The organism is Rodentibacter trehalosifermentans (genome assembly GCF_002000545.1).
Classification (GTDB): Bacteria; Pseudomonadota; Gammaproteobacteria; order Enterobacterales; family Pasteurellaceae; genus Rodentibacter; species Rodentibacter trehalosifermentans.
On record NZ_MLHL01000014.1, the window covers coordinates 1 to 23,815 of the forward strand.

20 protein-coding genes, 3 tRNA genes, 1 pseudogene and 1 riboswitch are annotated in these 23,815 nt (G+C 38.6%); of the genes and pseudogenes, 12 read left to right on the forward strand and 12 right to left on the reverse strand.

What is annotated here, in order from left to right; all coding sequences use genetic code 11:
* The 6 genes from BKK52_RS13490 to BKK52_RS02705 all read left to right on the forward strand — a co-directional run.
* On the forward strand, positions 1–2,225 hold a 2,225-nt coding region (locus tag BKK52_RS13490; protein WP_077477806.1), incomplete at its 5' end, for a glycosyltransferase family 4 protein.
* 1 nt (position 2,226) lies between these two features.
* A complete protein-coding gene (locus BKK52_RS02685; RefSeq protein WP_077477808.1) occupies positions 2,227–2,934 on the forward strand; it encodes an alpha/beta fold hydrolase in 708 nt (235 codons plus the stop codon).
* Positions 2,934–3,917, forward strand: a complete 984-nt coding sequence (locus BKK52_RS02690; protein WP_077477810.1) for a CgeB family protein — start codon at positions 2,934–2,936, stop codon at positions 3,915–3,917. Before BKK52_RS02685 ends, BKK52_RS02690 begins: the two co-directional genes overlap by 1 nt.
* 5 nt (positions 3,918–3,922) lie before the next feature.
* On the forward strand, positions 3,923–5,980 hold the full coding sequence (locus tag BKK52_RS02695; RefSeq protein ID WP_077477838.1) for a capsular polysaccharide biosynthesis protein: 2,058 nt from the start codon (positions 3,923–3,925) through the stop codon (positions 5,978–5,980).
* A 107-nt stretch (positions 5,981–6,087) separates the two neighbouring features.
* A complete protein-coding gene (locus BKK52_RS02700; protein ID WP_077477812.1) occupies positions 6,088–7,641 on the forward strand; it encodes a Fic family protein in 1,554 nt (517 codons plus the stop codon).
* A 36-nt stretch (positions 7,642–7,677) separates the two neighbouring features.
* Complete coding sequence (locus tag BKK52_RS02705; RefSeq protein WP_077421136.1) at positions 7,678–8,898, forward strand: capsule biosynthesis protein; 1,221 nt, start codon at positions 7,678–7,680, stop codon at positions 8,896–8,898.
* Positions 8,899–8,936: 38 nt separating this feature from the next.
* Here BKK52_RS02705 and BKK52_RS02710 read toward each other — a convergent pair whose 3' ends face one another.
* Both BKK52_RS02710 and ribB read right to left on the reverse strand, forming a co-directional pair.
* Positions 8,937–9,806, reverse strand: coding sequence for a hypothetical protein (locus BKK52_RS02710; RefSeq protein ID WP_077421135.1), 870 nt, complete (start codon positions 9,804–9,806; stop codon positions 8,937–8,939).
* Between the two features lie 82 nt (positions 9,807–9,888).
* Positions 9,889–10,536 (reverse strand): 3,4-dihydroxy-2-butanone-4-phosphate synthase, encoded by a 648-nt coding sequence (gene ribB, locus BKK52_RS02715; protein WP_077477814.1) that lies wholly within the window; start codon positions 10,534–10,536, stop codon positions 9,889–9,891.
* 88 nt (positions 10,537–10,624) lie between these two features.
* Positions 10,625–10,773, reverse strand: a riboswitch (FMN riboswitch).
* Between ribB and nadR the strand changes: the two are divergent.
* Positions 10,768–11,986, forward strand: a pseudogene (gene nadR / locus BKK52_RS02720) (multifunctional transcriptional regulator/nicotinamide-nucleotide adenylyltransferase/ribosylnicotinamide kinase NadR). It overlaps the preceding riboswitch by 6 nt.
* Before the next feature lies 1 nt (position 11,987).
* Positions 11,988–12,671 carry a metallophosphoesterase family protein gene (locus BKK52_RS02725; RefSeq protein ID WP_077474618.1) on the forward strand — a complete coding sequence of 228 codons (684 nt, stop codon included), beginning with the start codon at positions 11,988–11,990 and terminating at the stop codon, positions 12,669–12,671.
* Positions 12,672–12,748: 77 nt separating this feature from the next.
* Here BKK52_RS02725 and BKK52_RS02730 read toward each other — a convergent pair.
* The 7 genes from BKK52_RS02730 to waaA form a co-directional block, all read right to left on the reverse strand.
* Positions 12,749–12,825 (reverse strand) — tRNA-Arg (locus BKK52_RS02730).
* A 54-nt stretch (positions 12,826–12,879) separates the two neighbouring features.
* A tRNA-Arg gene (locus BKK52_RS02735) sits at positions 12,880–12,956 on the reverse strand.
* Between the two features lie 22 nt (positions 12,957–12,978).
* Positions 12,979–13,072: transfer RNA gene (locus tag BKK52_RS02740), tRNA-Ser, on the reverse strand.
* A gap of 155 nt (positions 13,073–13,227) precedes the next feature.
* Positions 13,228–15,240 carry a DNA helicase Rep gene (rep, locus tag BKK52_RS02745; RefSeq protein WP_077474624.1) on the reverse strand — a complete coding sequence of 671 codons (2,013 nt, stop codon included), beginning with the start codon at positions 15,238–15,240 and terminating at the stop codon, positions 13,228–13,230.
* Between the two features lie 5 nt (positions 15,241–15,245).
* Positions 15,246–15,458 carry a YceK/YidQ family lipoprotein gene (locus tag BKK52_RS02750; protein WP_077421131.1) on the reverse strand — a complete coding sequence of 71 codons (213 nt, stop codon included), beginning with the start codon at positions 15,456–15,458 and terminating at the stop codon, positions 15,246–15,248.
* Positions 15,446–15,925: a pantetheine-phosphate adenylyltransferase gene (coaD, locus tag BKK52_RS02755; protein ID WP_077421130.1), complete on the reverse strand. Its 480-nt coding sequence runs from the start codon at positions 15,923–15,925 to the stop codon at positions 15,446–15,448. Before coaD ends, BKK52_RS02750 begins: the two co-directional genes overlap by 13 nt.
* Positions 15,922–17,205 carry a lipid IV(A) 3-deoxy-D-manno-octulosonic acid transferase gene (gene waaA, locus BKK52_RS02760; RefSeq protein WP_077421129.1) on the reverse strand — a complete coding sequence of 428 codons (1,284 nt, stop codon included), beginning with the start codon at positions 17,203–17,205 and terminating at the stop codon, positions 15,922–15,924. The genes coaD and waaA overlap by 4 nt, the downstream gene beginning before the upstream one ends.
* A 61-nt stretch (positions 17,206–17,266) precedes the next feature.
* Here waaA and BKK52_RS02765 point away from each other — a divergent pair, with 61 nt between their 5' ends.
* Complete coding sequence (locus BKK52_RS02765) at positions 17,267–18,031, forward strand: glycosyltransferase family 2 protein (RefSeq protein ID WP_077421128.1); 765 nt, start codon at positions 17,267–17,269, stop codon at positions 18,029–18,031.
* A gap of 52 nt (positions 18,032–18,083) precedes the next feature.
* Here BKK52_RS02765 and BKK52_RS02770 read toward each other — a convergent pair whose 3' ends face one another.
* The 3 genes from BKK52_RS02770 to BKK52_RS02780 all read right to left on the reverse strand — a co-directional run bounded on the left by BKK52_RS02770 (position 18,084) and on the right by BKK52_RS02780 (position 20,448).
* Entirely contained in the window at positions 18,084–18,707 is a 624-nt protein-coding gene (locus BKK52_RS02770) for a YagU family protein (protein WP_077421127.1), read from the reverse strand.
* Positions 18,708–18,960: 253 nt separating this feature from the next.
* Positions 18,961–19,914 carry a transaldolase gene (gene tal / locus BKK52_RS02775; RefSeq protein ID WP_077477816.1) on the reverse strand — a complete coding sequence of 318 codons (954 nt, stop codon included), beginning with the start codon at positions 19,912–19,914 and terminating at the stop codon, positions 18,961–18,963.
* Between the two features lie 117 nt (positions 19,915–20,031).
* Positions 20,032–20,448: a hypothetical protein gene (locus BKK52_RS02780; protein ID WP_077477818.1), complete on the reverse strand. Its 417-nt coding sequence runs from the start codon at positions 20,446–20,448 to the stop codon at positions 20,032–20,034.
* A gap of 124 nt (positions 20,449–20,572) precedes the next feature.
* Between BKK52_RS02780 and BKK52_RS02785 the strand changes: the two genes are divergently transcribed.
* The 3 genes from BKK52_RS02785 (at position 20,573) to oppB (ending at position 23,806) form a co-directional block, all read left to right on the forward strand.
* A complete protein-coding gene (locus BKK52_RS02785) occupies positions 20,573–20,938 on the forward strand; it encodes a transcriptional regulator (protein WP_077477820.1) in 366 nt (121 codons plus the stop codon).
* A 191-nt stretch (positions 20,939–21,129) separates the two neighbouring features.
* Positions 21,130–22,767 carry an ABC transporter substrate-binding protein gene (locus BKK52_RS02790; protein WP_077477822.1) on the forward strand — a complete coding sequence of 546 codons (1,638 nt, stop codon included), beginning with the start codon at positions 21,130–21,132 and terminating at the stop codon, positions 22,765–22,767.
* Between the two features lie 118 nt (positions 22,768–22,885).
* Positions 22,886–23,806 carry an oligopeptide ABC transporter permease OppB gene (gene oppB / locus BKK52_RS02795; protein ID WP_077417707.1) on the forward strand — a complete coding sequence of 307 codons (921 nt, stop codon included), beginning with the start codon at positions 22,886–22,888 and terminating at the stop codon, positions 23,804–23,806.
* Positions 23,807–23,815 lie beyond the last annotated feature (9 nt).

A 23,815-nucleotide genomic window follows, 5' to 3' on the forward strand; every position in this document is an offset into this window, starting at 1 on the left:
GTGCACCTAATACCTTCATAATAGATGGTAGAAATATTATTAATAAGTTAGAACCTATTATAAATTATAATACCTATATTGTATATGCAAATATTTCACCTAATATTGCAGATGGTTCTTCTATTTGGATGGCTTCTATAGTAGATATTTTAGCAACTAATCATAAAGTTATACTACTTCTAAAAGAAAATTTACGAAGTGAGATTATTATCTCTAATATAATTAATAAAGATAATGTAACTATTATTCAACCTTCTGATTATTCAAATAATATAGAAATCAATGAGCAACAAGCATTAGAAGTCATTAGAAAAATTGATTTTGTTCATCCTAGGTTAAGAGGGGTTTTAGTAAGAGGAATTATTGCTGCTAATGAATTAGTTTCAGATCGTATATTTAAATATCGTACTATTTCATACCTTACTGATTTTTATGAAGTAAATAATGGACAAATTCATATTTCTAACATTAAAGAGCAATTAGTAAAAAATATTGCCTTACATTCTCATTTAATGTTGATTCAAACTAAAGAAATTAAAGAAAAATTATTTTCATTACTTGGATATTCTCATTCTAACTTTACTTATTTGCCACCTTCATTACCTGATGCTATGTTTAAACAATCAGAAAAGATAATTTCAGTTTCAAAAGCAGGAGAAATAAAAATAGGATATGCAGGAAAAATAATGCCTGACTGGGGGTGTGAAGAACTTTTATCTTGGGTTATTGAGTTTAATAAAAATAACAAAACAAAAGTAAAACTATTTATTGCAGCCAATAAAATCTCAGCACCAGGTGAACAAAGAAAGCCATTTGTATCTAAAATTCTAAAGTTATTAAAAGAGGCTAATGCTGAACATTATACTACATTCAATCGTGAACAGTGTATTGATTTATTGAAGAAAATGGATTACGTTTGGGCATATCGTCCCGCAAAGTTTGAAAATGCAACATTAGAGGTTTCAACTAAATTATTAGAAGCTGTTGCAATAGGACAAAAAGTTATTTGCTACCCAAGCAAGATTCACATTAATGAATTAGGAGAAAATTATCCATTCTATGTAAAAGATAAAGAATCTTTCTATCAAATTATATCATCAAATAAATTATTTGATTTAACGAGTTTAGTAAATAAACTTAAGGTTAAGCATTCTATCTCTAATGTGGCAGAAAGACTTTCTTATTATCCACCTTTAAATACAGAGAAAGATACCAATAATTCAAAAATAATTTGCTTTGCAGGGCACGATTTCAAATTTATTGACCCTTATATCTCATATTTGAAATCAAATGGATTTAATGTAATTCGTGATGTTTGGGAATGGGGAACAGCAACAGATTTAGCATCATCTAAAGAGAATTATTCAAAAGCAGATATTATTTTCTGTGAATGGGGATTGGCTAACGCAGTTTATTTTTCTAAAAACAACCCTGATAGCAAACCATTATATATTCGAGTTCATTTACAAGAGATTAATGAGAGAGCTAGAAAATTTGGTAAACAAATTAACTTTGATAATATTACAAAAATTATCTTTGTATCTGAAAATGTTAGAGGCGAATATATAAAACTATTCGGTATTTCTAAAGAAAAAACCATTGTTATTCCTAATTTTGTACTAGATGACGAGTATAATGGTATTAAAAATAAAAAATCTGAAAAAAGACCTATTACTTTAGGTATGGTTGGAATAGTACCTCAAAGAAAAAGATTTGATCGGGCAGTAGATTTACTTATCGAACTTAATAATAGGGGTATTGACACAGAACTTCGTATTAAAGGACATAGACCTGAAAATCTTGAATTTATGAAAGGAGCAAGCAGAATCCAAGAATTAGATTACTACTACGAAGTTTATAATAAAATCAAAGAGAAAGGTTTAGAATCAAAAGTAATCTTCAGTCATTGGGGAAATGATGTTGCCTTGTGGTATAAAGATATTGACTTTATTTTATCTCCTAGTGATTTTGAATCTTTCCACTATGCATTAGCTGATGGAGTTCTATCTGGATCAATTCCTGTTATATGGAACTGGAGTGAGGCAACAAGTATTTATCAGGATTCTTGGATAGTGTCTTCACAAGAACAAGCCGTTTCTTATATAACTAAATATGTTGGAAAAGATAATAAAAAAGTGATTGCATCAAATAGAGATTTTATTATCAAAAAATATGGTAAAAACTCGATCTTCAATGCGTTGAATAAAGAAATTCTAGGAAACTAATGTGGAAAATACGTTTATTAAAGGAAGTAGGAAAATTACCTACTACTCAACAGAAACCAACAGACCTGGCCGTCCAATTCTAGTTATATTTCATGGAGCAGGATTTAATAAAACACCTGCTAAATTTAAGGATAAAAACTTAAATGTGATTGCCTTAATGGATACTTTTGGCCTTGAAGGAAAAGGTAGCTGGTATCTTGGGGAAAAAGGGGATCTTTTTTGGATCGATGCAATCAAAGATCTATTGGAAATCTTAAAAGAAAAATATGAAACTGATAAGGTTTTCTTTTGGGGAAGTAGTATGGGAGGATATGCTGCTATTTTGCATGGCTATCTCAATCATGTGGCCGCTGTATATGCAAACGTACCTCAAACTAAGCTACTTGGTTCTACCTATATTCAACATGGAAAGGTTGATGATGTTTCTATGCAAGATTGTATAGAATATGCGATTGTAAATCAGAATAGTCCCTATAATGATTTATCAAATATATTTAATGAAAAGACTGATACGCTATTCTTTCTGACTTACAATCAACTAGAAGGATTAAATTATTTTAGTGAACAAGGATTCCCATTTTTAAGGAAATTACACGGAATTCGTCAAAAGTTTTATTTAGAAGTACATCCAAGTTCTAAACATTCCATAATATATAATATTTCAGAATCTTTGAACTTATTTAAAAAATATATAGATATGGATGAATAATGATTTTTAAAATTTATTTAATCAGTGATTCTCTTACAAGCCATTCGTTAAATTTAGAGAATAACACTAAGATAAAAGAATCATGGTTTTTGTTAAATAAAACCAATAATCCGATCCTACTTGTTGAATCCTCTTGGCAAGGCTATCGAAACCGTTGGAAATATAAAATTGCATCTTATCCCGCTCACCCTAAACGCAATAATCAAAAATTAGTGCATTTAGTTGAAAGGGCTAAAGAAAAAGGCATTCCAACGGTCTTTTGGAATAAAGAAGACTGTATTCATTTTGAGCGTTTTATTGATTCTGCCAAGTATTTTGATCACGTTTTTACCGTAGATGAAAACTGTATTCCAAAATACAAAGCCGTTATGGGGGAAAATGCTTCTATCCATACGTTAATGTTTGCAGTTCAACCTAAGTTTCATTCTTTTACAGGATTTAACTTTAAATACAATAAAGCAAACTTTGTTGGCAGTTATAGTCATCATATTCACGACATTAGAAGAGAGTGGCAAAATAGTTTATTCAATACTGCACTAAATAGTGGGTTAGGATTGGATGTATTTGATCGAAATTCAAAGAGAAAATCGCAAAATTATCGTTACCCTAATTTAGAGGGAATGAATGTTTACCATGCATTGAATTACCCTGACACAGCAAAAATCTATAAAGATTATTTAGTTTCTTTAAATGTAAATACAGTAGTGGATTCTCCTACAATGTTTTCCCGAAGATTAATCGAAATTCTTGCATGTGGTGGTATTGCGGTAACAAATCCATCATTAGCTGTAAATGCTTTATTTAAAGAATATTGTCATATTGTTCATAATGAAGAAGAAATGACAGAACTATTTAATCGTTTAAAATTCAGTCCATCCGCTCAAGATTTAGAACGAGCTAGAGCAGGAGCGAAATATGTTGCCCAATATCATACTTGGGCACATCGATTGGAACAAATTGCAGATGTTATTGGCTTACGTTGACTATTGTGACGAAATATCTTATTACTCCTTTTGATTTTGGTTTATGGAAAAATCGCCATCAATTATCTAGATTCTTGCAAGGTGAAATTCATATTGGACTAAAATCAAATCATAGTATCCGTATTGGCTGGGGCAATAAAGAAAGTGGATTAAGAGCCAAAAAACTTTCCCTTCGTTATCAACAACTTTGGGCATTATTAGAAGACGGTTTTCTCCGTTCCATCGGGCTTGGGGTGGAAGGTTATCCGCCACTTTCATTGGTTTATGATAATGTGGGGATTTATTACGATACCCGCTCCCCTTCTCAGCTTGAGCTGTTGCTGTTGGCACAAGATGTCAAGCCACCGCAAGAGGCAAAACAAGCACGGGATTTGATCTTGCAAGCTCGTTTGTCAAAGTATAATCAAGCGCTCGATTTTTCAGGTAGTTTTACAAAACCTGCCGTCTTGGTGGTAGATCAAACCTTTGGTGATATGGCGGTGAAGTGCGGTCAAGCTGATGATTCACATTTTCAAGCAATGTTACAAGCCGCAATTGCAGAAAATCCGCATTCAATTATTGTCGTAAAAACGCACCCTGATGTGCTTTCCGGTAAGAAAAAGGGCTATCTCACCTTACAAGAAAATTTGCCAGATAATGTGCAAATTTTAGCAGAAGATGTGAATCCGCTTTCTCTCATTGCACAGGTCGAAAAAGTCTATTGTGTGACCTCGCAAATGGGCTTTGAGGCATTGCTGGCAGGAAAAAAGGTAGTCACGTTTGGTGTGCCGTGGTTTGCAGGCTGGGGCGTAACCGAAGATCGTCACCCTCAGGCGAAAGCCCTCGCTCAAAGTAAACGCCGAAAAGTGCGGTCAGTTTTACAGTTGTTTTATGTTGCGTATTTTCAATATAGTCGATATATCAATCCAAATACGGGACAAGCCGGCACAATTTTTGATGTGATCGATTATCTTACACGAATGAAGGAATTGAATAATCGTTTGCGTGGTCATCTTTATTGTGTAGGAATATCCCTATGGAAACGTGCGGTGATTCGCCCATTTTTCAACTTGCCCAGTTGCAAGCTCCATTTTGTTTCTAACATAGCAAAACTTAATGGTAAAAAATGGGAAAAATCTGACCGCTTGTTAGTGTGGGGAACAGGCAACGCGACAGCTTTGGACTATGCTAACCAACACGACATTGCGGTGTTGCGGATGGAAGATGGTTTTATTCGCTCAGTGGGTTTAGGCTCTAATTTGGTCGCACCGCTTTCCCTCGTCTGTGATGATTTGGGTATTTATTTCAATGCTCAAAGCCCTTCTCGCCTTGAGCAAATTTTGCAAACTCAAGCCTTTAGCGAAGGCGATTTAGCCCAAGCCGCTCAGCTGCAGCAGGTATTGATGACGCAACATATCGGCAAATATAATGTAGGTAGCAGTAAATTTTGCTTGCCACAAACGAATAAAACTAAAATTTTAGTGGTGGGACAAGTGGAAGATGACGCCTCTATCCGCACCGGTTCACCTGATATTTTCACTAATCTTGGGTTATTACAAGCTGTGCGAGCGGCAAATCCACAAGCGTATATTGTCTATAAACCACACCCCGATGTGGTGAGTGGCAACCGAGTGGGACAGATTCCCCACGAACAAGCGATTAAATTTGCCGACCAAATAGCCAATAATGAAAACGTTCTAGATTGCATTCAAGCCGTTGATGAATTACATACAATGACTTCTTTGGCTGGCTTTGAAGCACTATTACGGGGTAAAAAAGTGCATTGCTATGGTTTACCGTTTTATGCCGGTTGGGGACTAACGGAAGACAAATTATCACTTCCCCGCCGCACAAAGAAGCTTACTTTGCCAGAGCTAATTGCCGGCACTTTGATTTATTATCCACAATATATCAATCCGCAAACAAGAACCTTTACAGATGCCTTATCTGCAGTTTATTTCCTCAAACAACAGCATAAATCCCTGAAACATAACGGTATTCATCGGAATTGGTTCGCTAAACAATGGGAAAAATTAAGGCATTTGATCACTGCATTAAAAATAGAATTTATGAAAAAAAGGTAAAACATAATTAATTTCACACAAAATATAGAATTTATAATTGTTTTTTTGCAAACAAAATCGTTTTTGGGCAAAATGGGGCGTTTTTAATTGATTTTATACAGAATGGTATGGAAAACGAAACTCTTGATGTGATTGGTGGTGCTTGGTTAGTTCAACAGATGAATTTGAAGCTTGCTTTTCGCTTACCCGTTATTAGTGCCATTGCAGGCAGACGTTTAACAGAAAAAGAGGTAGAAACGGGTTTTAGAACAGAGTTTTACCCTGAAAGCCAACGCCCGAAAAACAATATAATTGCCCACTTGCAATTTCATCTTAAAAATGAAATTCCTCACTTTGCACTTTTAGGACAGCTTTTTACCAAAATAGAGAAAAACATCATTCAACGGTGGGTTAATTCCGAACCTACGGGGCAATATGCTCGCCGAAGTGCATTTTTTTATGAGTTTTTTACAGAGGAACAATTAATCCTACCTCCTAATTTGGGCGGCAATTATATTGATGCGGTGAATGATAAACTTTTGGTTACGGCTTCAAAAAGTGCGGTTGAAAAAAATCCTCGCTGGCGAATCAATAATAATCTCGCAGGTAACCGCTATTTTTGCCCGACACTTGTAAAAAATGATCGTTTTAATTGTGCGGCTGAATTAGATGTCCGAAATTTATTAAACCATTTAAAGAGTGAAATAGGCGAAGAATTTATATTACGCTCTACAGTTTGGTTTACCCTTGGGGAAAGTCGTTCAAGTTTCCAAATAGAAGGGGAAGGAAATCAAAATAACCGAATTCAACGTTTTGCCAATGTGATGGAAAATTTTACAGGCAAATTGGTATTTCCCCTCAAAAATCTTGCCTTTTTACAGCAAGAATTATTAGGTGAGCAACAGGTCATCTCACAATTTGGACTTCGCCAATCCCCTGTATTTGTAGGCAGTACAATTCGTTTTCAAAATGTGGTGCATTATATTGCCCCTCCTTTTACTTCTCTTTCAGAAAAATTACAAGGTGTAACCTTATTTTGGGAAAAAACAGAGGGGCAATCTGCAATTATGCGTAGTGCGGCGGTTGCCTTTGCATTTGTTTATATTCACCCACTTTCAGATGGCAATGGGCGTATTCATCGATTCTTATTTAATGATTTATTACGCCGAGCAAAAGCAATTGATGCTCCGATCATTTTGCCTATTTCAGGCGTAATTATTGAAAACAGTGCAGAAAAAAATGCTTACGCCCAGATTTTAGAGCATATTTCTAAACCATTAATGAAAGAATTAGAAGGTAAGTATTACTTCACTACTGAAAATAAAATATATCCTGACGGTATTTCATCTAACTTTCATTTAACAGATAGCCAACAAGCGGAATATATTTGGCAATATCCCGATTTAACCGAACATATATGTTATTTTGCCCGAATTGTAGAAAAAACAATTTCTCAATATATGAGACAAGAATCGTTTTATTTACGCAATCATGAGAAAGCTAGAAATTCCATAAAAGAAATCATTGATATGCCGGATCATTATGCTGATCGCATTATTCGTAGCGTATTAGATAATGATGGCATATTAACCAATAAATTAGTCAAAGAATATCCATTCTTAAATCAAGATGATATTTGGCAAAGATTGGTAAAGATAATTCAAACTTCGTTTAATCAATAATAAAATAACGGTTTATAATCTCTATGGTTTACCACAATGATTCCACATAATTTAGATGAATTAGTTCAAAAATCCCAAAAGATCTTGCTGTTGCAAGGTCCAATCGGCACTTTTTTTACAGACTTGTCTGTCTGGCTACAATCAATCGGAAAAACAGTCTATAAAATCAATTTTAATGGTGGGGATGAGCATTTTTATCCTGCTTCAATTAAAAACACCCTGGCTTATACCGATTCAGTAAATCAATTTTATCCGACATTAATTCGCTTCTGTCAGGAAAATAGGATAGATTCCATTGTTTGTTTTGGCGATAACCGAAAATATCACAAAATTGGTAAAAAAGTAGCCGCAACGCTAGGAGTGGATTTTTGGGTATTTGAAGAGGGTTATTTTCGTCCGAACTATGTCACTCTGGAAAAAACTGGTGTAAATGCCTTTTCAACATTACCAAGAGAGGCAAGGTTTTTCCTTGAGCAAGCAAAAAATTTGCCCGAACCGCCACTGCCTTTAAAACTTGCAAAAGGGTTTTTGCCAATCGCAAAACGGGCGATTATTTATTATGTTTGTGCATACCTCAAACGTTCAAATTATCCCAAATATCAACACCACCGTATTTTAAACCTCAAGTATTATATTAAATTATGGATAAAATCAGCGATAAAGCGAGTATGTTACTATTTGCGAGATCGTACTTTTGCAAAGCAGGTCAGCAGGGGAAAACTAGGAAAATTTTTCGTTATACCACTGCAGGTTTATGATGATACTCAAGTAAAAGTGCATTGTGATTATGGTAGTGTCGAGAAATTTCTGAAAACGGTACTACAATCTTTTGCAGAAAACGCCCCTTATGATTTGAATTTAATTGTGAAGCATCATCCTATGGATAGAGGGTTGATTGATTATCGCCATATCATTGACACCTTTGAGCAACATTATCCACAGCTGAAAGGAAGAATTTTCTATATTCACGATGTACCATTACCTGTATTACTCCGCTATGGGAAAGGGATGGTAACTATCAATAGTACAAGTGGTATTTCCGCTCTGCATCATAATATGCCGGTTATGACACTGGGAAGAGCAAATTATCATGTTGAAGGGTTAACATACCAAGGCAACTTAAGTGATTTTTGGGCGAATCCAATTCCACCCAATCCAGTTGTATTTAATGCTTATCGAAAATATCATTTACACAAAACAATGATAAACGGTAGTTTTTATAACCAAGTGATACTGAAATTTCCTTATAATCAATAAAAGTGCGGTCAATTTTGACTGCATTTTCCTCTACAACCTTATGCCAAATATTTAATGTGCTTGTGTGGAAACAGTTTATCAATCAACCGTTTTAGTTTTGAATTAGTCGAACGTAATTTCTTTTCTAACGGCAGACTACGCCAATTGAATTCATTTAATTCCTCCACACATTGCGCAAGCGTTTTTTGTTTTAATAATGCATTCACAAAAAATTGGTTAATCAATTGATTCCATTCAGATTTATTTCCCCAATAGTGACCTATAACATCATCGCAAGGGTGTAATTCGGTCAAATGATTCAACGCTAAAGAAAACGAAAATTGCTCGACCAAACGGCAGGGACAGGGTGTTTCGCAAATGGCATCGCAAAGTGCTAAAGAAAGCATAATGATTTTTTTCGCCGATGTTTTTGGCAAGGCAATAACGCCGGCATTCCACATTTCACTCTGTTCATTAATGACAACATCAAAAAATGCTTTGTTTTTCAGGGTAGAATACATCCTTTTTACTGTTTCACCCTGGTTTTTAGCCGATAATTGATACTCAAAGGTATGCATTAACCCAATATGCTTATCCAATTTCTGTGCAATATTCTGTAAATTTGAGGCTAAAAAGGTGTCGGAATCGACATAGAGCAAGTGTTCATTAGGATATTGATGAATGGCTAATTCTAACGCTTTGATTTTTATACGCCAAAAGAAATCATTTTTCCCTTTCCAATCTGCTAATGTGTTTTCATCAATGGATATAATCCTGACTTTATCACCCAGAAAGCGGTAAAACTCCGGATAATCGGTAATCATGATGATATTTTTAATTTGGCTATCTTTCAAAAACGTGAGAATGCAGAAAACCGCTTGATAATGATTTTCTTGTTTTTGTCCAAAGGTTAAAAGTAATAAATTCAATGTGTTCTCCTTCTAAAAATAACAAAAGATTTATGGCGCCCATGTATGAGTAGTTATTTTTGGGCGCACTTGTCCTTTTTAACTAAACTTGATTTGCCAAGCGATATTCCACTAAATCCTCTATCGTCAACACGACATAACCAAATTTTTGAGCAAATTCAATAATTTCCGGGGCACGAGCCATGCTGCCGTCATCATTGGTGATTTCACAAATCACCCCTGCTGGTTTAAAGCCAGCAAGGCGGGCTAAATCCACAGAGGCTTCTGTATGCCCACGGCGGGCTAACACGCCGTCATTTACCGCACGAAGCGGGAAAATATGACCGGGACGGTGTAAATCGCTCGGTTTGGCATTATCTGCCACTGCCGCTTTTATTGTGGTCACCCGATCAGCGGCGGAAACCCCGGTGGATACGCCTTGTGCCGCTTCAATGGTCACCGTAAAGGCGGTTTTGTTTACACTGCTGTTGTTTTCCACCATCGGAGGTAAATCAAGCTGTCGGCAACGTTCGTCCGTGAGACATAAACACACAATACCACTGCCGTAACGGATTAATTTCGCCATTTGTTCGGTGGTGATGGTTTCCGCAGGGAAGATTAAATCCCCTTCGTTTTCGCGATTTTCATCATCTAATACCAATACACCATTGCCGTTTTTGAATGCTTGGATAGCGTTGAGAACACGTTCTTCGGCGGTTGCTCCGAATGGGAATAAAATGGACTGATTCATCGTAATTTCCTTTATTTTTTAACTTAAAATTAACCAGAATCAGGGCTGAGAAATGCAAATAAAAAGAACGGCTTGGAGATCCAATCCGCTTTATTCTCTTTCATCCAGACTATACTGTCGGCTTTGGAATTTCACCAAATCTGCTAACCCTAAAAGTGCGGTTAAAATTGACTGTACTTTTAAGTGCTCGCGGGCTTTACCGCCGGTAGGGAATTTCACCCTGCCCTGAGAATGCCGGTTCAGTATAGCCGAAAATCAGCCTGTAAAAAATCAGAACGTGAAAAAAATTTTCATTTCGCCTACAATACGCCTAGTTAATCTTTATGCGATGGGAAGGTGATCCATGTCTGCAATCCAAGAAAAAAAAGTTGGCGTTATTTTTGGGAAATTTTATCCTGTTCATACCGGTCATATTAATATGATTTATGAGGCGTTTAGTAAAGTCGATGAATTACACGTGATTGTGTGTAGTGATACAGAACGTGATTTGAAGCTCTTTTATGACAGCAAAATGAAACGGATGCCGACAGTGCAGGATCGTTTACGCTGGATGCAACAAATCTTCAAATATCAAAAAAATCAGATTTTTATCCATCATTTAATTGAGGACGGTATTCCGAGTTATCCTAACGGCTGGCAGGCTTGGAGTGATGCGGTAAAAAATCTGTTTAAAGAAAAAGCATTTGAGCCTTCCGTGGTTTTCAGTAGTGAACCGCAAGATAAAGCCCCTTATGAGAAATATTTAGATTTGGAAGTTTCTTTGGTGGATCCTGACCGCACTTTTTTCAATGTTTCGGCAACTAAAATTCGCACGACACCTTTCCAATATTGGAAATTTATTCCGAAAGAAGTTCGCCCGTTTTTTGCCAAAACTGTGGCAATTTTAGGCGGTGAAAGTAGCGGTAAAAGTGTGCTAGTGAATAAACTTGCTGCGGTATTTAACACCACATCTGCCTGGGAATATGGGCGTGAGTTCGTGTTTGAAAAACTGGGCGGTGATGAGCAAGCTATGCAGTATTCAGACTATCCGCAAATGGCATTGGGACACCAGCGTTACATTGATTATGCGGTTCGCCACGCACATAAAATCGCCTTTATTGATACGGATTTTATTACCACGCAAGCATTTTGTATTCAGTACGAAGGAAAAGCCCACCCCTTCCTTGATTCTATGATCAAAGAATACCCCTTTGATGTCACCATTTTGCTAAAAAACAACACCAAGTGGGTGGATGACGGTTTGCGTAGTTTAGGCTCTCAAAAACAACGTCAACAATTCCAACAACTGCTAAAAAAATTGTTAGATAAATACAAAGTGCCTTACATTGAAATTGAATCACCAAGCTATTTAGAGCGTTACAATCAAGTGAAATCGGTGATTGAAAAAATATTAAATGAAGAAGAATTGGATAATTTACAAAACGGTCCAAAAACCTTAAAGAGTAAATAACATGATGCTATTTGCAGGTGATCCCCACGGAAGCTATAAACATCTCTACCCTTTCGTGCAAGAAAACGACAATGTTGCTCTGATTATTTTGGGCGATTTGCAACTTTCTTCACCTGATGAATTAGAAAAATTAGCACAATATTGTGATATTTGGTTTATTCACGGTAACCACGACAGTAAAACGATTGCCGCCTTTGATGCCATTTGGGGAACAGAATGGAAACATCGCAATTTACATAATCGTGTAGAAGAAGTTCAAGGTGTCCGCATTGCCGGATTAGGTGGCGTATTCCGTGGTCAAATTTGGATGCCGCCAAACCGTCCTATGTTTTTTGACCCCATTCATTATTGCCAATACAGTCCACAAGAAAAAATTTGGCGTGGCGGTGTGCCGCTACGTCATCGTACCTCGATTTTTCCCTCCGATATTGAAATCCTTGAAAATCGCCGAGCAGATATTTTAATTTGCCATGAGGCACCGAAACCCCATCCGATGGGGTTTCAGGTTATTAATGAGTTAGCAGAAAAAATGGGTGTGAAACATATTTTTCATGGTCATCATCATGATAATGTGGTTTATAATCACACTTTTCCTTATAAAATTACGAATGTTGGTTTTCGGAGTTTAGCGGATGTTTACGGGAATTATTTGTTGAAAAGTATTGACGATCGCGAAGGCAGATAAAATCTCAAAACTCTTTGATATTGGAATTTTCATCAATAATTCAGGAAACTGAAAAGAATAATTGGGATAAGGAGAAATGGCGCACCCGAAAGGATTCGAACCTTTGACCGCTCGGTTCGTAGCCGAGTACTCTATCCAGCTGAGCTACGGGTGCGTAGTGATATTTTAACTATTCTTAACCATTTTAGAAGATAGAGCCGTTTCAAAATGGCGCACCCGAGAGGATTCGAACCTCTGACCGCTCGGTTCGTAGCCGAGTACTCTATCCAGCTGAGCTACGGGTGCAGAATAAATAAAATCGCAAAAATGGCGGTGAGAGAGGGATTCGAACCCTCGATGGAGTTTTTGACCCCATACTCCCTTAGCAGGGGAGCGCCTTCAGCCTACTCGGCCATCTCACCACAATCAGTGCGTGGGCGGTATAATACGTTTTTTTGAAAATATGTCAAACCCTTTTTTGAAAAAGCCGGATTATTTGAGTATTTTCTCTTCATATTGCATAAATAAAGTGCGGTTAAAATTCTGAAAGATTTTCAACCGCATTTTACCCGTCATATTAACTATTCAAAATCGCACGCAAACGGTCTAACTGGCTTTGTGTCTGCTGCTGTTTTTGTTCTGCGGTGAGCTGAGGTTTATCCCGTTCCCAAAGCACATCATCATTCGGTAATTCAGCTAAAAATCGGCTCGGTTCCGGGCGGATCAGATCACCATATTGACGGCGTTCACGGCAAAGAGAAAAGGTCAGTTCTTTTTGCGCTCGGGTAATCCCCACATAGGCCAAACGTCGCTCTTCCTCCACATTATCTTCATCCATACTGGTTTGATGCGGCAAAATGCCTTCTTCCATTCCGATTAAATACACATAGGGAAATTCTAAGCCTTTTGAGGCGTGTAAGGTCATCAATTGCACTTGATCGCTTTCTTCATCCTCTTCCCCCCGCTCCAACATATCACGCAAGGTTAAACGGGCGACCACTTGATTAAGATTCATCGGTTCGCTCACTTCATCGCCTTTAAGCATATCTGCCACCCAATCAAATAGCGTCGCAACATTTTTACTTTGCATTTCTGCCGCTTTCGGGGTGGTGGCATATTCATATAAATATTCTTCATAATGGATCGCAGAAAGCATGGCACGAATGGCACGTTCCGGCTCTGAACGTTGCACTTCATCATTTAATGCCACCATCCAACGTCCGAATTTTTGTAGCGCATCATAGGCTTTTGGGGTAACCCGTTGAATAAGCTCAAATTCGAAAATGGCTTCAAACAGGCTAATCTGCTTTTCTTGGGCAAGCTCACCCAGTTTTTGCAAGGTTGCCGTGCCAATCTCACGTTTGGGGGTATTCACAATGCGTAAAAATGCCGCATCGTCATCTTGGTTTACTACTAAACGCAAATAGGCCATCATATCTTTGATTTCTGCTCGGGAGAAAAAAGAGGTGCCACCGGAAATTTTATAGGGTATACGGTTTTGCATCAGCACTTTTTCCAATAAACGGGATTGATGATTGCCTCGATACAAAATGGCGTAATCCTTATATTTTGTCTTACGACTAAAACGATGAGCGATCAACTCGGCGACAATGCGTTCAGCTTCGTGTTCTTCATTCTTTGCCTCAATCACCAGCAGTTTTTCTCCTTCGCCAAGATTGGAAAACAATTTTTTGTCGAACACGTGCTCATTATTATCAATCAAGATGTTGGCACAATGTAAAATACGCTGGGTGGAACGATAATTTTGTTCTAATTTAATCACTTGTAAATGAGGAAAATCATCACGCAAACGCACCATATTTTCAGGTCTTGCCCCACGCCAAGAATAAATGGATTGGTCATCATCCCCCACCACGGTAAAACAGGCTCGTTCCCCCACGAGCAGTTTGATTAACTCATATTGGCTGGTATTGGTATCTTGATATTCATCCACCAGCAAATAGCGAATTTTTTGTTGCCATTTTGACCGCACTTCTTCATTTTGTTTGAATAATAAAGTGGGGAGCATAATCAAATCATCAAAATCCAAGGCATTGTAAGCACGGATTTGGGTCGCATAGCGTTCATAACATTTGGCAAAGGTTTGATATTTTGCATCCCGTGCTAAAGCATAGGCTTGCTTGGGCGAAACCAAGTCGTTTTTCCAGTTGGATATCACCGAAATGAGTTCACGCAGCAGATCTTTGTCTTCTTTTAGCACATCGGCGGTGAGTTCTTTTAATAAAGCCAATTGATCGTGTTCATCAAACAAGGTCATATTGGCTTTAAAGCCCAATGCCTTATATTCCCGTTTGATAATATCAAAACCGAGGGTGTGAAAGGTGGAGACCGTCAGCCCTTTCGATTGTTCCTTTCCGATGGAATGCGCCACCCGCTCTTTCATTTCTCGGGCGGCCTTATTGGTGAAGGTCACGGCGGCAATTTGTTTCGGAGAATAACCGCACTTTGCGATCAAGTGCGCAATTTTGTTGATAATCACACGGGTTTTGCCGGAACCTGCACCGGCAAGCACCAAGCAAGGGCCGGTCACATAGTCCACGGCGTGTTGTTGTTGGGGATTGAGTTTCATCATAGTCATTGCGTCCATACAGAGGGCAATAAAACGGTATCGAGTAAAAAGGAAAGCGGCAAATCCAAAATAGGTAATCCCCATTTTTGCGCCATTTCCAAATCATAGGCGACAATGGCATAAATGGTATAATCCGCTGAAGGATCAATCCATTTCACCACGGTACCAAAACCGGATAAGGTAAAAAGTGCGGTTAAAATGAAGGCTATTTGGGGCATCGTGTTTGTAAGGCGTTAAAGACTGTTGTTGGCACAAGTGCTGCCACATCACCACTATGTAAATAAATTTCACGCACGATAGTGGAAGACACAAATGCCCATTTCTCAGTAGGGGGGAAGAAAAGACTTTCCACGCCATTTGTGAGGAGGCGATTAAGGGCGGCAAGTTGGAGTTCGTATTCAAAATCGGTAGTGGTTCGCACCCCTCGGATAATTGCCGTTACATTATGAGCCTTAATCACATTTGCCAGTAAATCGGAAAAACCAAAGACTTCAACATTTTCGAGATGCGAAACGGATTGTCGGGCAAGTTCCACCCGTTCTTCCAAAGAAAACAACGGCTTTTTACTTGGGCTTTCTGCCACTGCCACCAAAACGTTGGGAAAAATGACCGCACTTCGCTCAATAATATCCAAATGCCCATTCGTGATGGGGTCAAAAGTACCGGGATAAATCACCGTTGTCATACTTTACGCTCCAAATAAGGCGTTAATAAATCAAATAAACGGGATAATGCCCCTTTATTTTCCACTAATATTTCATAACCGGCATAACCTAAACGCAAACGGGCTTTTTTTGAGATGAGTAATGTTTCCACTGCCCGCTCTAATGCTCCAGCGGTTGAATTAACTTCAAACACGCCTTGTACCTCAAGTAGTGTTCTAAATACTTCGGTGAAATTAAAGGTGTATCTGCCACTAATAACCGGAATTTTAAATGCTAATGGTTCAAGAGGATTGTGCCCACCGTGTTTTACAAGGCTCCCCCCTACAAAAGCAATATCGGAAATACCGTACATCAACATCATTTCCCCCATGGTATCGCCCAAAATCACTTGTGTGTTCGCATTTGGCAATTCACCGGAAGAACGGCGAATAAATGGGAATTTTTCTTTTTCAATTAACCTAGCGACTAAATCAAAACGCTCAGGATGGCGTGGTATGAGCAATAAAAGTAAATGAGGATATTTTTTCAGCAATCGGCGATGTGCTTGTAGAATTATTTCTTCTTCGCCCTCATGTGTGCTTGCGGCAACCCAAATTTGGCGCTCTTTCACCCATTGTTCATGGAGTTGTTGAACTTTCTCAAGCAAACCGTGGCTGAGGGTTAAATCATATTTAATATTACCGGTCAGGTGAATTTTTTCTTTTGGGTAACCTAACTCAATAAAACGTTTTTCACTAATTTTATCTTGGGGGGCAACCAAACTAATTTGCGACCACATTTCTTGTAAAAGAAATCGCACTTTGCCATAGCGCTTAGCGGAACGGGCGGATAAACGGGCATTGGCAACAATAAAGGGAATATTACGTTGATGCAATTGTTTGATTAAGTTTGGCCAAAGCTCCGTTTCAAGCACGATACAAAGTTTGGGTTGGATAAAATCAATAAAACGGTTGATCGCAAAGGGAAGATCATTGGGTAAATAACAATGCGTCACAGTATCCCCAAAAGCTTCTTTCACCCGATCCGACCCTGTTGGGGTTACGGTGGTGAACGTGATAGGTAAATCAGGATAATGTTGTTGAATACGGCGAACCAACGGTGTGGTAGCAATGACTTCACCGACAGAGGCCGCATGAATCATCACCCCATTTGTTTTTGGGCGAGCCAAGTTAGCATAAAAACCGTAGCGTTCACTTATTCTTTTACGATAATTCGGTGCTTTAAAGCCCCGTATCCACATAAAGAATAATAGCAATGGCTGGCTCAAATACATCAAGATGGTATAAAAAAAACGCCACATAAATTAAATTCGGTTATACTGGAAAAAATTTTCAGTAGTATAGCAAAAAAAGGATCAAAATATGCCAACAATTAGCGTTGCGATGATTGTGAAAAACGAAGAAAAAGATCTTGCATTATGTCTAGACACGGTAAAAGATTGGGTTGATGAAATTATCATTTTAGATTCCGGTAGCACAGATAATACGAAAATTATCGCCTCAAGCTATGGGGCAAAATTCTATGAAAACACCCATTGGCAAGGATTTGGTAAACAACGCCAAATCGCCCAACAGTATGTCACTTCCGACTATGTCCTTTGGTTAGATGCCGATGAACGGGTCACCCCTGAATTGCGGAAATCCATTCAACAGGCGGTGGCACAAAATGCAGAAAATACCGTCTTTAAACTCCCAAGGGTAAGTGAAGTCTTTGGGCGGGAAATTCGCCATTCCGGTTGGTATCCCGATTATGTGGTTCGCCTCTATCGCACCGATTACGCCGGCTATGATGATTCGTTAGTCCATGAAAAAGTTATTTATCCAAACCATACCCGAGTGGAGAAATTAAAAGGGGATTTGCAACATTTCACCTATAAAAGTATTCACCATTATTTGGTGAAATCTGCCGGTTATGCCAAAGCCTGGGCAGACCAACGCCAAGCGAAAGGGAAAAAAGCCACACTCTGGCAAGGCATAAGCCACGCCATAGGGTGTTTTGTAAAAATGTATCTTTTAAAGGCCGGTTTTTTAGATGGAAAACAAGGTTTTCTGCTCGCTGTACTTTCTGCACATTCCACCTTTGTGAAATACGCAGAACTGTGGGAGCGGGATCAACATCAACATTAATCTTTTGATACAAAAAGTGCGGTTAAATCAATTTTTTACCGCACTTTTTTCTTTATTCGGTCGCCTCTTTTAAAGGCACTTCAGGATCCGGTTGTCCCGTAATGCGATTACGCAGATCACGGCGGATAATTTCAATGGTCCAGAACCAGAAAATATGACCGACTAATTCGGAAATGTGTTCATAGAGCGGCCATTCTGCCACCGGAGGCGTTAAACCTAACATTGGGAAGGTGATGTAATGCACACAGATATTTGCGATGATACCTGCACCGATACCTTGCCAGAACTTGATTTTAGGAAAGCGCTCTGCCACTAAGCAGTAACCGATAGCAAAGACCAATGAGAAGGTGATGTGAGTCACACCAATCCAGTTAAAACCATGATCGGCAAAAGTAAAGACTGCTTCTGTTGGGTCGATACCTAAATAATCACGTAAGAAAACGTGTGGTGGATTTAAAAATGCACGTGAACAAACTTGCAATACTTGTTCTTGGGTTAAACCGCTGATATCCACATTGCAAGCGGCTGCGAAGAAATCAATTGGGCTACGTGGTGGGAATGGGTGTTCAGCCCCCCATTTTACGAAGGAAGAAATAATCCCTGCGATGATACCGACAAAAATTGCCACCCCATAACGGCGGCGGTTTGGCGGAGTTTGAGTGAAAATACCTGTCATATTTTGCTCCGAAAATGTTGAAAATATTAGCCGCACTTTTTATATCATAAAAGCACAGCACGAAATTTTACCGTGAGAACGTGACTATTCGCTTATTGTGAATAATGAATGAAAGATACGTCAAGGTAAAACAGGGTACAAATTTTTTACCAATTTATTTATTCCGTCAAGATTTAATTCAATTGTCGTTCAAAAAAAGAACGGTCGTTACTTATTCAATAACGACCGCAGATACAGATAAAATCAGCCTAAATTATAATTTCGCTGCAAGCATCGCTTCTAATTTTTCTTGGTCGATAGCGAACTTACGAATGCCCTCAGCCAATTTTTCAACTGCCATGGCATCGCTATTATGTTGCCAGTAGAATTCCGCTTCAGTCAGTGGTTGTGGTTTCGCTTTCACTTCACCTTTGTATTCCAATTTACGCACAAGTGCGGTTGAATTTTCTTGTAATTCTTTAAGCAGCGCTGGCGCAATGGTTAAACGATCACAACCTGCTAACTCGGTAATTTCCCCCACATTACGGAAGCTTGCTCCCATCACCACCGTATTGTAGCCATATTCTTTATAGTAGTTGTAAATTTTGGTAACGGAAATCACACCCGGATCTTCCGCCGGTGCATAGTCTTTTTTATCACTATTGGCTTTGTACCAATCTAGGATACGACCAACGAAAGGTGAAATTAAATAGACCCCGGCTTCAGCACAGGCACGGGCTTGTGCTTCTGAGAATAATAAGGTGAGATTACAGTTAATGCCTTCTTTTTCAAGAATTTCTGCCGCACGAATACCCTGCCATGTAGAAGCAATTTTAATCAAAATACGATCGTTTGAAATGCCTGCTGCATTATAAAGAGCAATAAGCTTACGGGCTTTTTCAACGGTTGCTTGTGTATTGTAAGAAAGACGGGCATCCACTTCGGTGGAAATGCGTCCCGGGACGATTTTTAAAATTTCTAAACCAATGTTTACTGCTAATTTATCTTCTGCATCAATCAGTTGTTGTGCTTTATCACTGCTTTGCGCCTTAGCATAGCTGATCGCCTCATCGATAAGTGGAGCATATTGTGGCAATGCCGAAGCGCTTAAAATTAAAGAAGGATTGGTTGTCGCATCTTGAGGTTGATATTTTTTAATCGCTTCAATATCGCCGGTATCTGCAACCACGACAGTCATGCTACGAAGTGAATCTAATTGAGTTGTCATTGTCTTCTCCTGTTTTGATTAATGCTCATAACGATAACACAAATCGAATTTGTAGTGATAGCAAGAAATCGTAATCTAACCAATAATTTTTACATTTTTAATGTTTCTTGTACAAGATTAGAAATGATAAAAACCTAGAGTGAAATATTGAATAAACAAAATAATGGCTGCGAATACAGTGCCATGCATCTCCCCCGCTCTCATATAATTAACGCTTAAATTTGGAGAATCTCCTAAACGTTGGTAATCATTTATTAAACTTAAAATTAATAAAGGTACAAGTACATACAATGGATTTGCTTCAGGATCTATGTAAGAAATAATTGCATAAGTTGCATTAAAAGCGAGTAAATACTGTAAAGTTCCTCTTAGTCGAAATGTTCTGAAATATTCAGCATATAATTGAACCTCATCTCCATCATGTTTTTCCCAGCCTAAAGTAAATGAAACGATGCCTGCGAGAATACCAGATAAAAATATAGCCAGTATTAATGCTATAAAATAAACGCCAAAGCCTACAAGATAAGCCCACATAAAACCTCCTAGTTACTAAATACAACGGCTTTATTATAGCTAAAAAACACCTAATATCAAATTTAGTTTGAAGATTTCAAATTTAACTTGAGCAAACTAAGAAATAGCTATTCAGAATACAGTGATGGAAAGTAGAAATGCAAAATTTGAATTTAGCCTAAGATTAAAACAGTCGTTAGAAGATGCAGGATTCGCAGGATTATCTCTTTCATCAATTGCGACAAAATTTAATTTACGCCACCCTAATAAACCGATTACTCCACAAACAGTGCATAATTGGTTGATCGGTGTTTCTATTCCAACCGATGACAAAATCGACACCCTCGCTAAACTGCTTCATACTTCTCCTGAGTGGTTACGATATGGAATTATTCACTTCACTGAAAATACTCTCTCTCCAGAAGAGCAACAAGTATTGACCTATTTTAGAAAAATTACTCCAGCTAAAAAACAAGCTGTATTGGGTATATTAAAAGCTCTACAAGTATAAGTATTACAGAATTTTATCTATAAAGTTTTGGTAAAAAAGAAGAGTAATTTTTGCTTTTTATCAGAACTGTGATCAACATCACGGTTATTAGGGAATAAAGCCTTTACAAACCTAAGAATTTAAGATAAATCATTGAACCTAATTATTTTTATAACGATGATTTCAACATAATTCACTAAAAAGGAGTATCTATGCAAGCTAATCTATTCCGCCAATTTCTCTTTTCCACCCTCACTTTAGCGCTGTCCGGCAGTCTTTATGCCGCGCAAGTGCCTAACGGCACAGAACTTGCACCAGTGCAAAATATTGTGATTAATAACGGTGCAGAACCACAAAGTTTCGATCCCCATAAAACCGAAGGGGTGCCGGAGTCGCAAGTAGCTTATCAATTATTTGAAGGTTTAGTGAGCACCAATTCAAAAGGGGAATTAATACCGGGTGTGGCAGAACGTTGGGAAAGTTCGCCTGATTATAAAACCTGGACATTCCACCTTCGCAAAGACGCCAAATGGTCAAACGGTGATCCTATTACAGCACAGGATTTTGTCTATTCTTGGCAACGTTTAGTAAACCCTAACACCGCCTCCCCTTACGCCAGTTTCTTAGATTACATGCAAGTGGCAAATGCGCAGGATATTATTGACGGTAAGAAAAAACCGGAAGAATTAGGCGTGGAAGCCAAAGACGATTATACCTTTGTCGTTTATTCCGCCAACCCTGTGCCTTATGCGGTTGGGCTAACGACCCACCAATCTTTGCTCCCCGTGCCTCAAAAAATCATTGAAAAATTCGGTGATGCTTGGGTGAAAAAAGAAAATATCGTAGGCAATGGGGCGTATAAATTAAAAGATCACGTTATCAATGAAAAAATTGAATTTGAACGCAATCCACTGTATTGGAATGATAAAGAAACCGTCATCAATACCGCCACTTTCCTAGCCATTGAAAATGCCAGTACCGATGTTTCCCGTTACCGTGCCGGAGATTTGGATATCACCAGCTACTCACTCCCACCGGAGCAATTTGCTAAGTTGAAAAAAGAATTGCCGGATCAGGTGTTTACCGCTCGTACTTTGGCGACTTATATGTATGAGATCAACAATAGCAAACCACCGTTCAATGACAAACGTGTACGCCAAGCCTTAAACTATGCCTTAGATCGTACGGTAATTACCGATAAAGTGATGGCACAAGGGCAAACCCCGACTTATGTGTTCACCCCAACTTATATTTCGGAGGGTGAGCGGATTAGCCAACCTGCCTATTCCCAAGAGCCAATGGCAAAACGTAATGAACAAGCCATTAAATTATTGGAAGAAGCAGGATTTAGCAAAGCCAACCCATTAAAATTCACCATTCTTTACAACACCAATGAAAACCATAAAAAAGTGGCGATTGCCGCTGCCTCTATGTGGAAAGCCAATACCAAAGGCTTAATTGAGGTGAAATTAGAAAACCAAGAATGGAAAACCTATATTGATAGCCGTCGTGCCGGTCGTTATGATGTAGCCCGTGCCGGTTGGAGTGCGGATTACAACCAAGCCACTACTTTTGGTAACTATTTCTTATCCACCTCTAGCAACAACACGGCAAAATATGCCAGTGCCGAATATGATAAGGCAATGGCAGATTCCTACCTTGCTACCGATGCAGCAGGGCGTGCGGAAGCCTATGCCAAAGCGGAAGCGATTTTAGCGCAAGATTTTGCCCTTGTACCGGTTTTCAATTATGTAAACCCACGCTTAGTGAAACCTTATGTGGGCGGTTATACGGCACAAGATCCGCAAGACCATATTTTCTTGCGTGATCTCTATATCATTAAGCATTAATAAAAAGTGCGGTTAGAAAAACATTCGTTTTTTTGACCGCACTTTTATTTTTATCAAATCCTTGCCTCACAAAGCAAAAAAGAAAATATCGCCGTGATATTTTAGGGTTGGAGTAACCATGTTCAAATTTATCCTTAAACGGGTGCTGGAAGCCATTCCCACGTTGTTTATTTTAATTACCTTTTCGTTTTTTCTGATGCGCTTAGCACCGGGCAGCCCTTTCACCTCAGAGCGGGCTTATCCACCTGAAGTGATGGCGAATATCGAAGCGAAATATCACCTCAATGAACCCTTACACAAACAGTATCTATTGTATTTAGAAAATCTTTCCAAAGGGGATTTTGGCCCTTCCTTTAAATATAAAGATCAATCGGTGAATGATTTAATCGGTGCCGCTTTTCCTGTTTCGCTCAAATTAGGCTGCATTGCTTTTTTATTTGCCCTCACCCTCGGCATTTCTGCCGGTACTCTTGCCGCATTAAAACAAAATAGCCGATGGGATTATATTTTAATGAGTATGTCCATGACGGGGGTGATTATGCCCAGCTTTGTCTTTGCCCCACTTCTTGTTTTATTTTTTGCCATTTGGTTAGGTTGGTTACCTGCCGGGGGGTGGAATGAAGGGGCATTACCTTATTTAATTTTACCAGTCGCTTCACTCACTATTGGCTATGTAGCAGGCATCGCACGGATTATGCGGGGTTCAATGATCGAGGTACTTCATTCCAATTTTATTCGCACAGCCAAAGCCAAAGGGCTTTCTACCCGCCGAATTATTTTAAAACACGCCCTTCGCCCGGCACTTTTGCCTGTCATCACCTATCTCGGTCCGGCTTTCGTAGGCATTATCACAGGCTCTATGGTCATTGAAAGTGTATTCGGCTTACCCGGCATGGGGAAATTATTTGTCAATGGGGCGCTAAACCGTGATTATTCTTTAGTATTAAGTTTAACCATTCTTGTGGGTACGCTCACCATTTTATTTAATATGATTGTAGATATTTTATATGCGGTCATTGACCCGAAAATTCGTTATTAGGAGAGTGCA

Coding starts and splice junctions, on each gene's coding strand:
- oppB (WP_077417707.1), top strand. CDS start 22,886: ATGTTCAAATTTATCCTTAAACGGGTGCTGGAAGCCATTCCCACGTTG.
- BKK52_RS02780 (WP_077477818.1), bottom strand. CDS start 20,448: ATGTGGGCTTATCTTGTAGGCTTTGGCGTTTATTTTATAGCATTAATA.
- BKK52_RS02790 (WP_077477822.1), top strand. CDS start 21,130: ATGCAAGCTAATCTATTCCGCCAATTTCTCTTTTCCACCCTCACTTTA.
- BKK52_RS02705 (WP_077421136.1), top strand. CDS start 7,678: ATGATTCCACATAATTTAGATGAATTAGTTCAAAAATCCCAAAAGATC.
- waaA (WP_077421129.1), bottom strand. CDS start 17,205: ATGTGGCGTTTTTTTTATACCATCTTGATGTATTTGAGCCAGCCATTG.
- BKK52_RS02690 (WP_077477810.1), top strand. CDS start 2,934: ATGATTTTTAAAATTTATTTAATCAGTGATTCTCTTACAAGCCATTCG.
- BKK52_RS02765 (WP_077421128.1), top strand. CDS start 17,267: ATGCCAACAATTAGCGTTGCGATGATTGTGAAAAACGAAGAAAAAGAT.
- ribB (WP_077477814.1), bottom strand. CDS start 10,536: ATGAATCAGTCCATTTTATTCCCATTCGGAGCAACCGCCGAAGAACGT.
- BKK52_RS02725 (WP_077474618.1), top strand. CDS start 11,988: ATGATGCTATTTGCAGGTGATCCCCACGGAAGCTATAAACATCTCTAC.
- BKK52_RS02750 (WP_077421131.1), bottom strand. CDS start 15,458: ATGCCCCAAATAGCCTTCATTTTAACCGCACTTTTTACCTTATCCGGT.
- rep (WP_077474624.1), bottom strand. CDS start 15,240: ATGAAACTCAATCCCCAACAACAACACGCCGTGGACTATGTGACCGGC.
- tal (WP_077477816.1), bottom strand. CDS start 19,914: ATGACAACTCAATTAGATTCACTTCGTAGCATGACTGTCGTGGTTGCA.
- BKK52_RS02770 (WP_077421127.1), bottom strand. CDS start 18,707: ATGACAGGTATTTTCACTCAAACTCCGCCAAACCGCCGCCGTTATGGG.
- BKK52_RS02785 (WP_077477820.1), top strand. CDS start 20,573: ATGGAAAGTAGAAATGCAAAATTTGAATTTAGCCTAAGATTAAAACAG.
- BKK52_RS02700 (WP_077477812.1), top strand. CDS start 6,088: ATGGAAAACGAAACTCTTGATGTGATTGGTGGTGCTTGGTTAGTTCAA.
- coaD (WP_077421130.1), bottom strand. CDS start 15,925: ATGACAACGGTGATTTATCCCGGTACTTTTGACCCCATCACGAATGGG.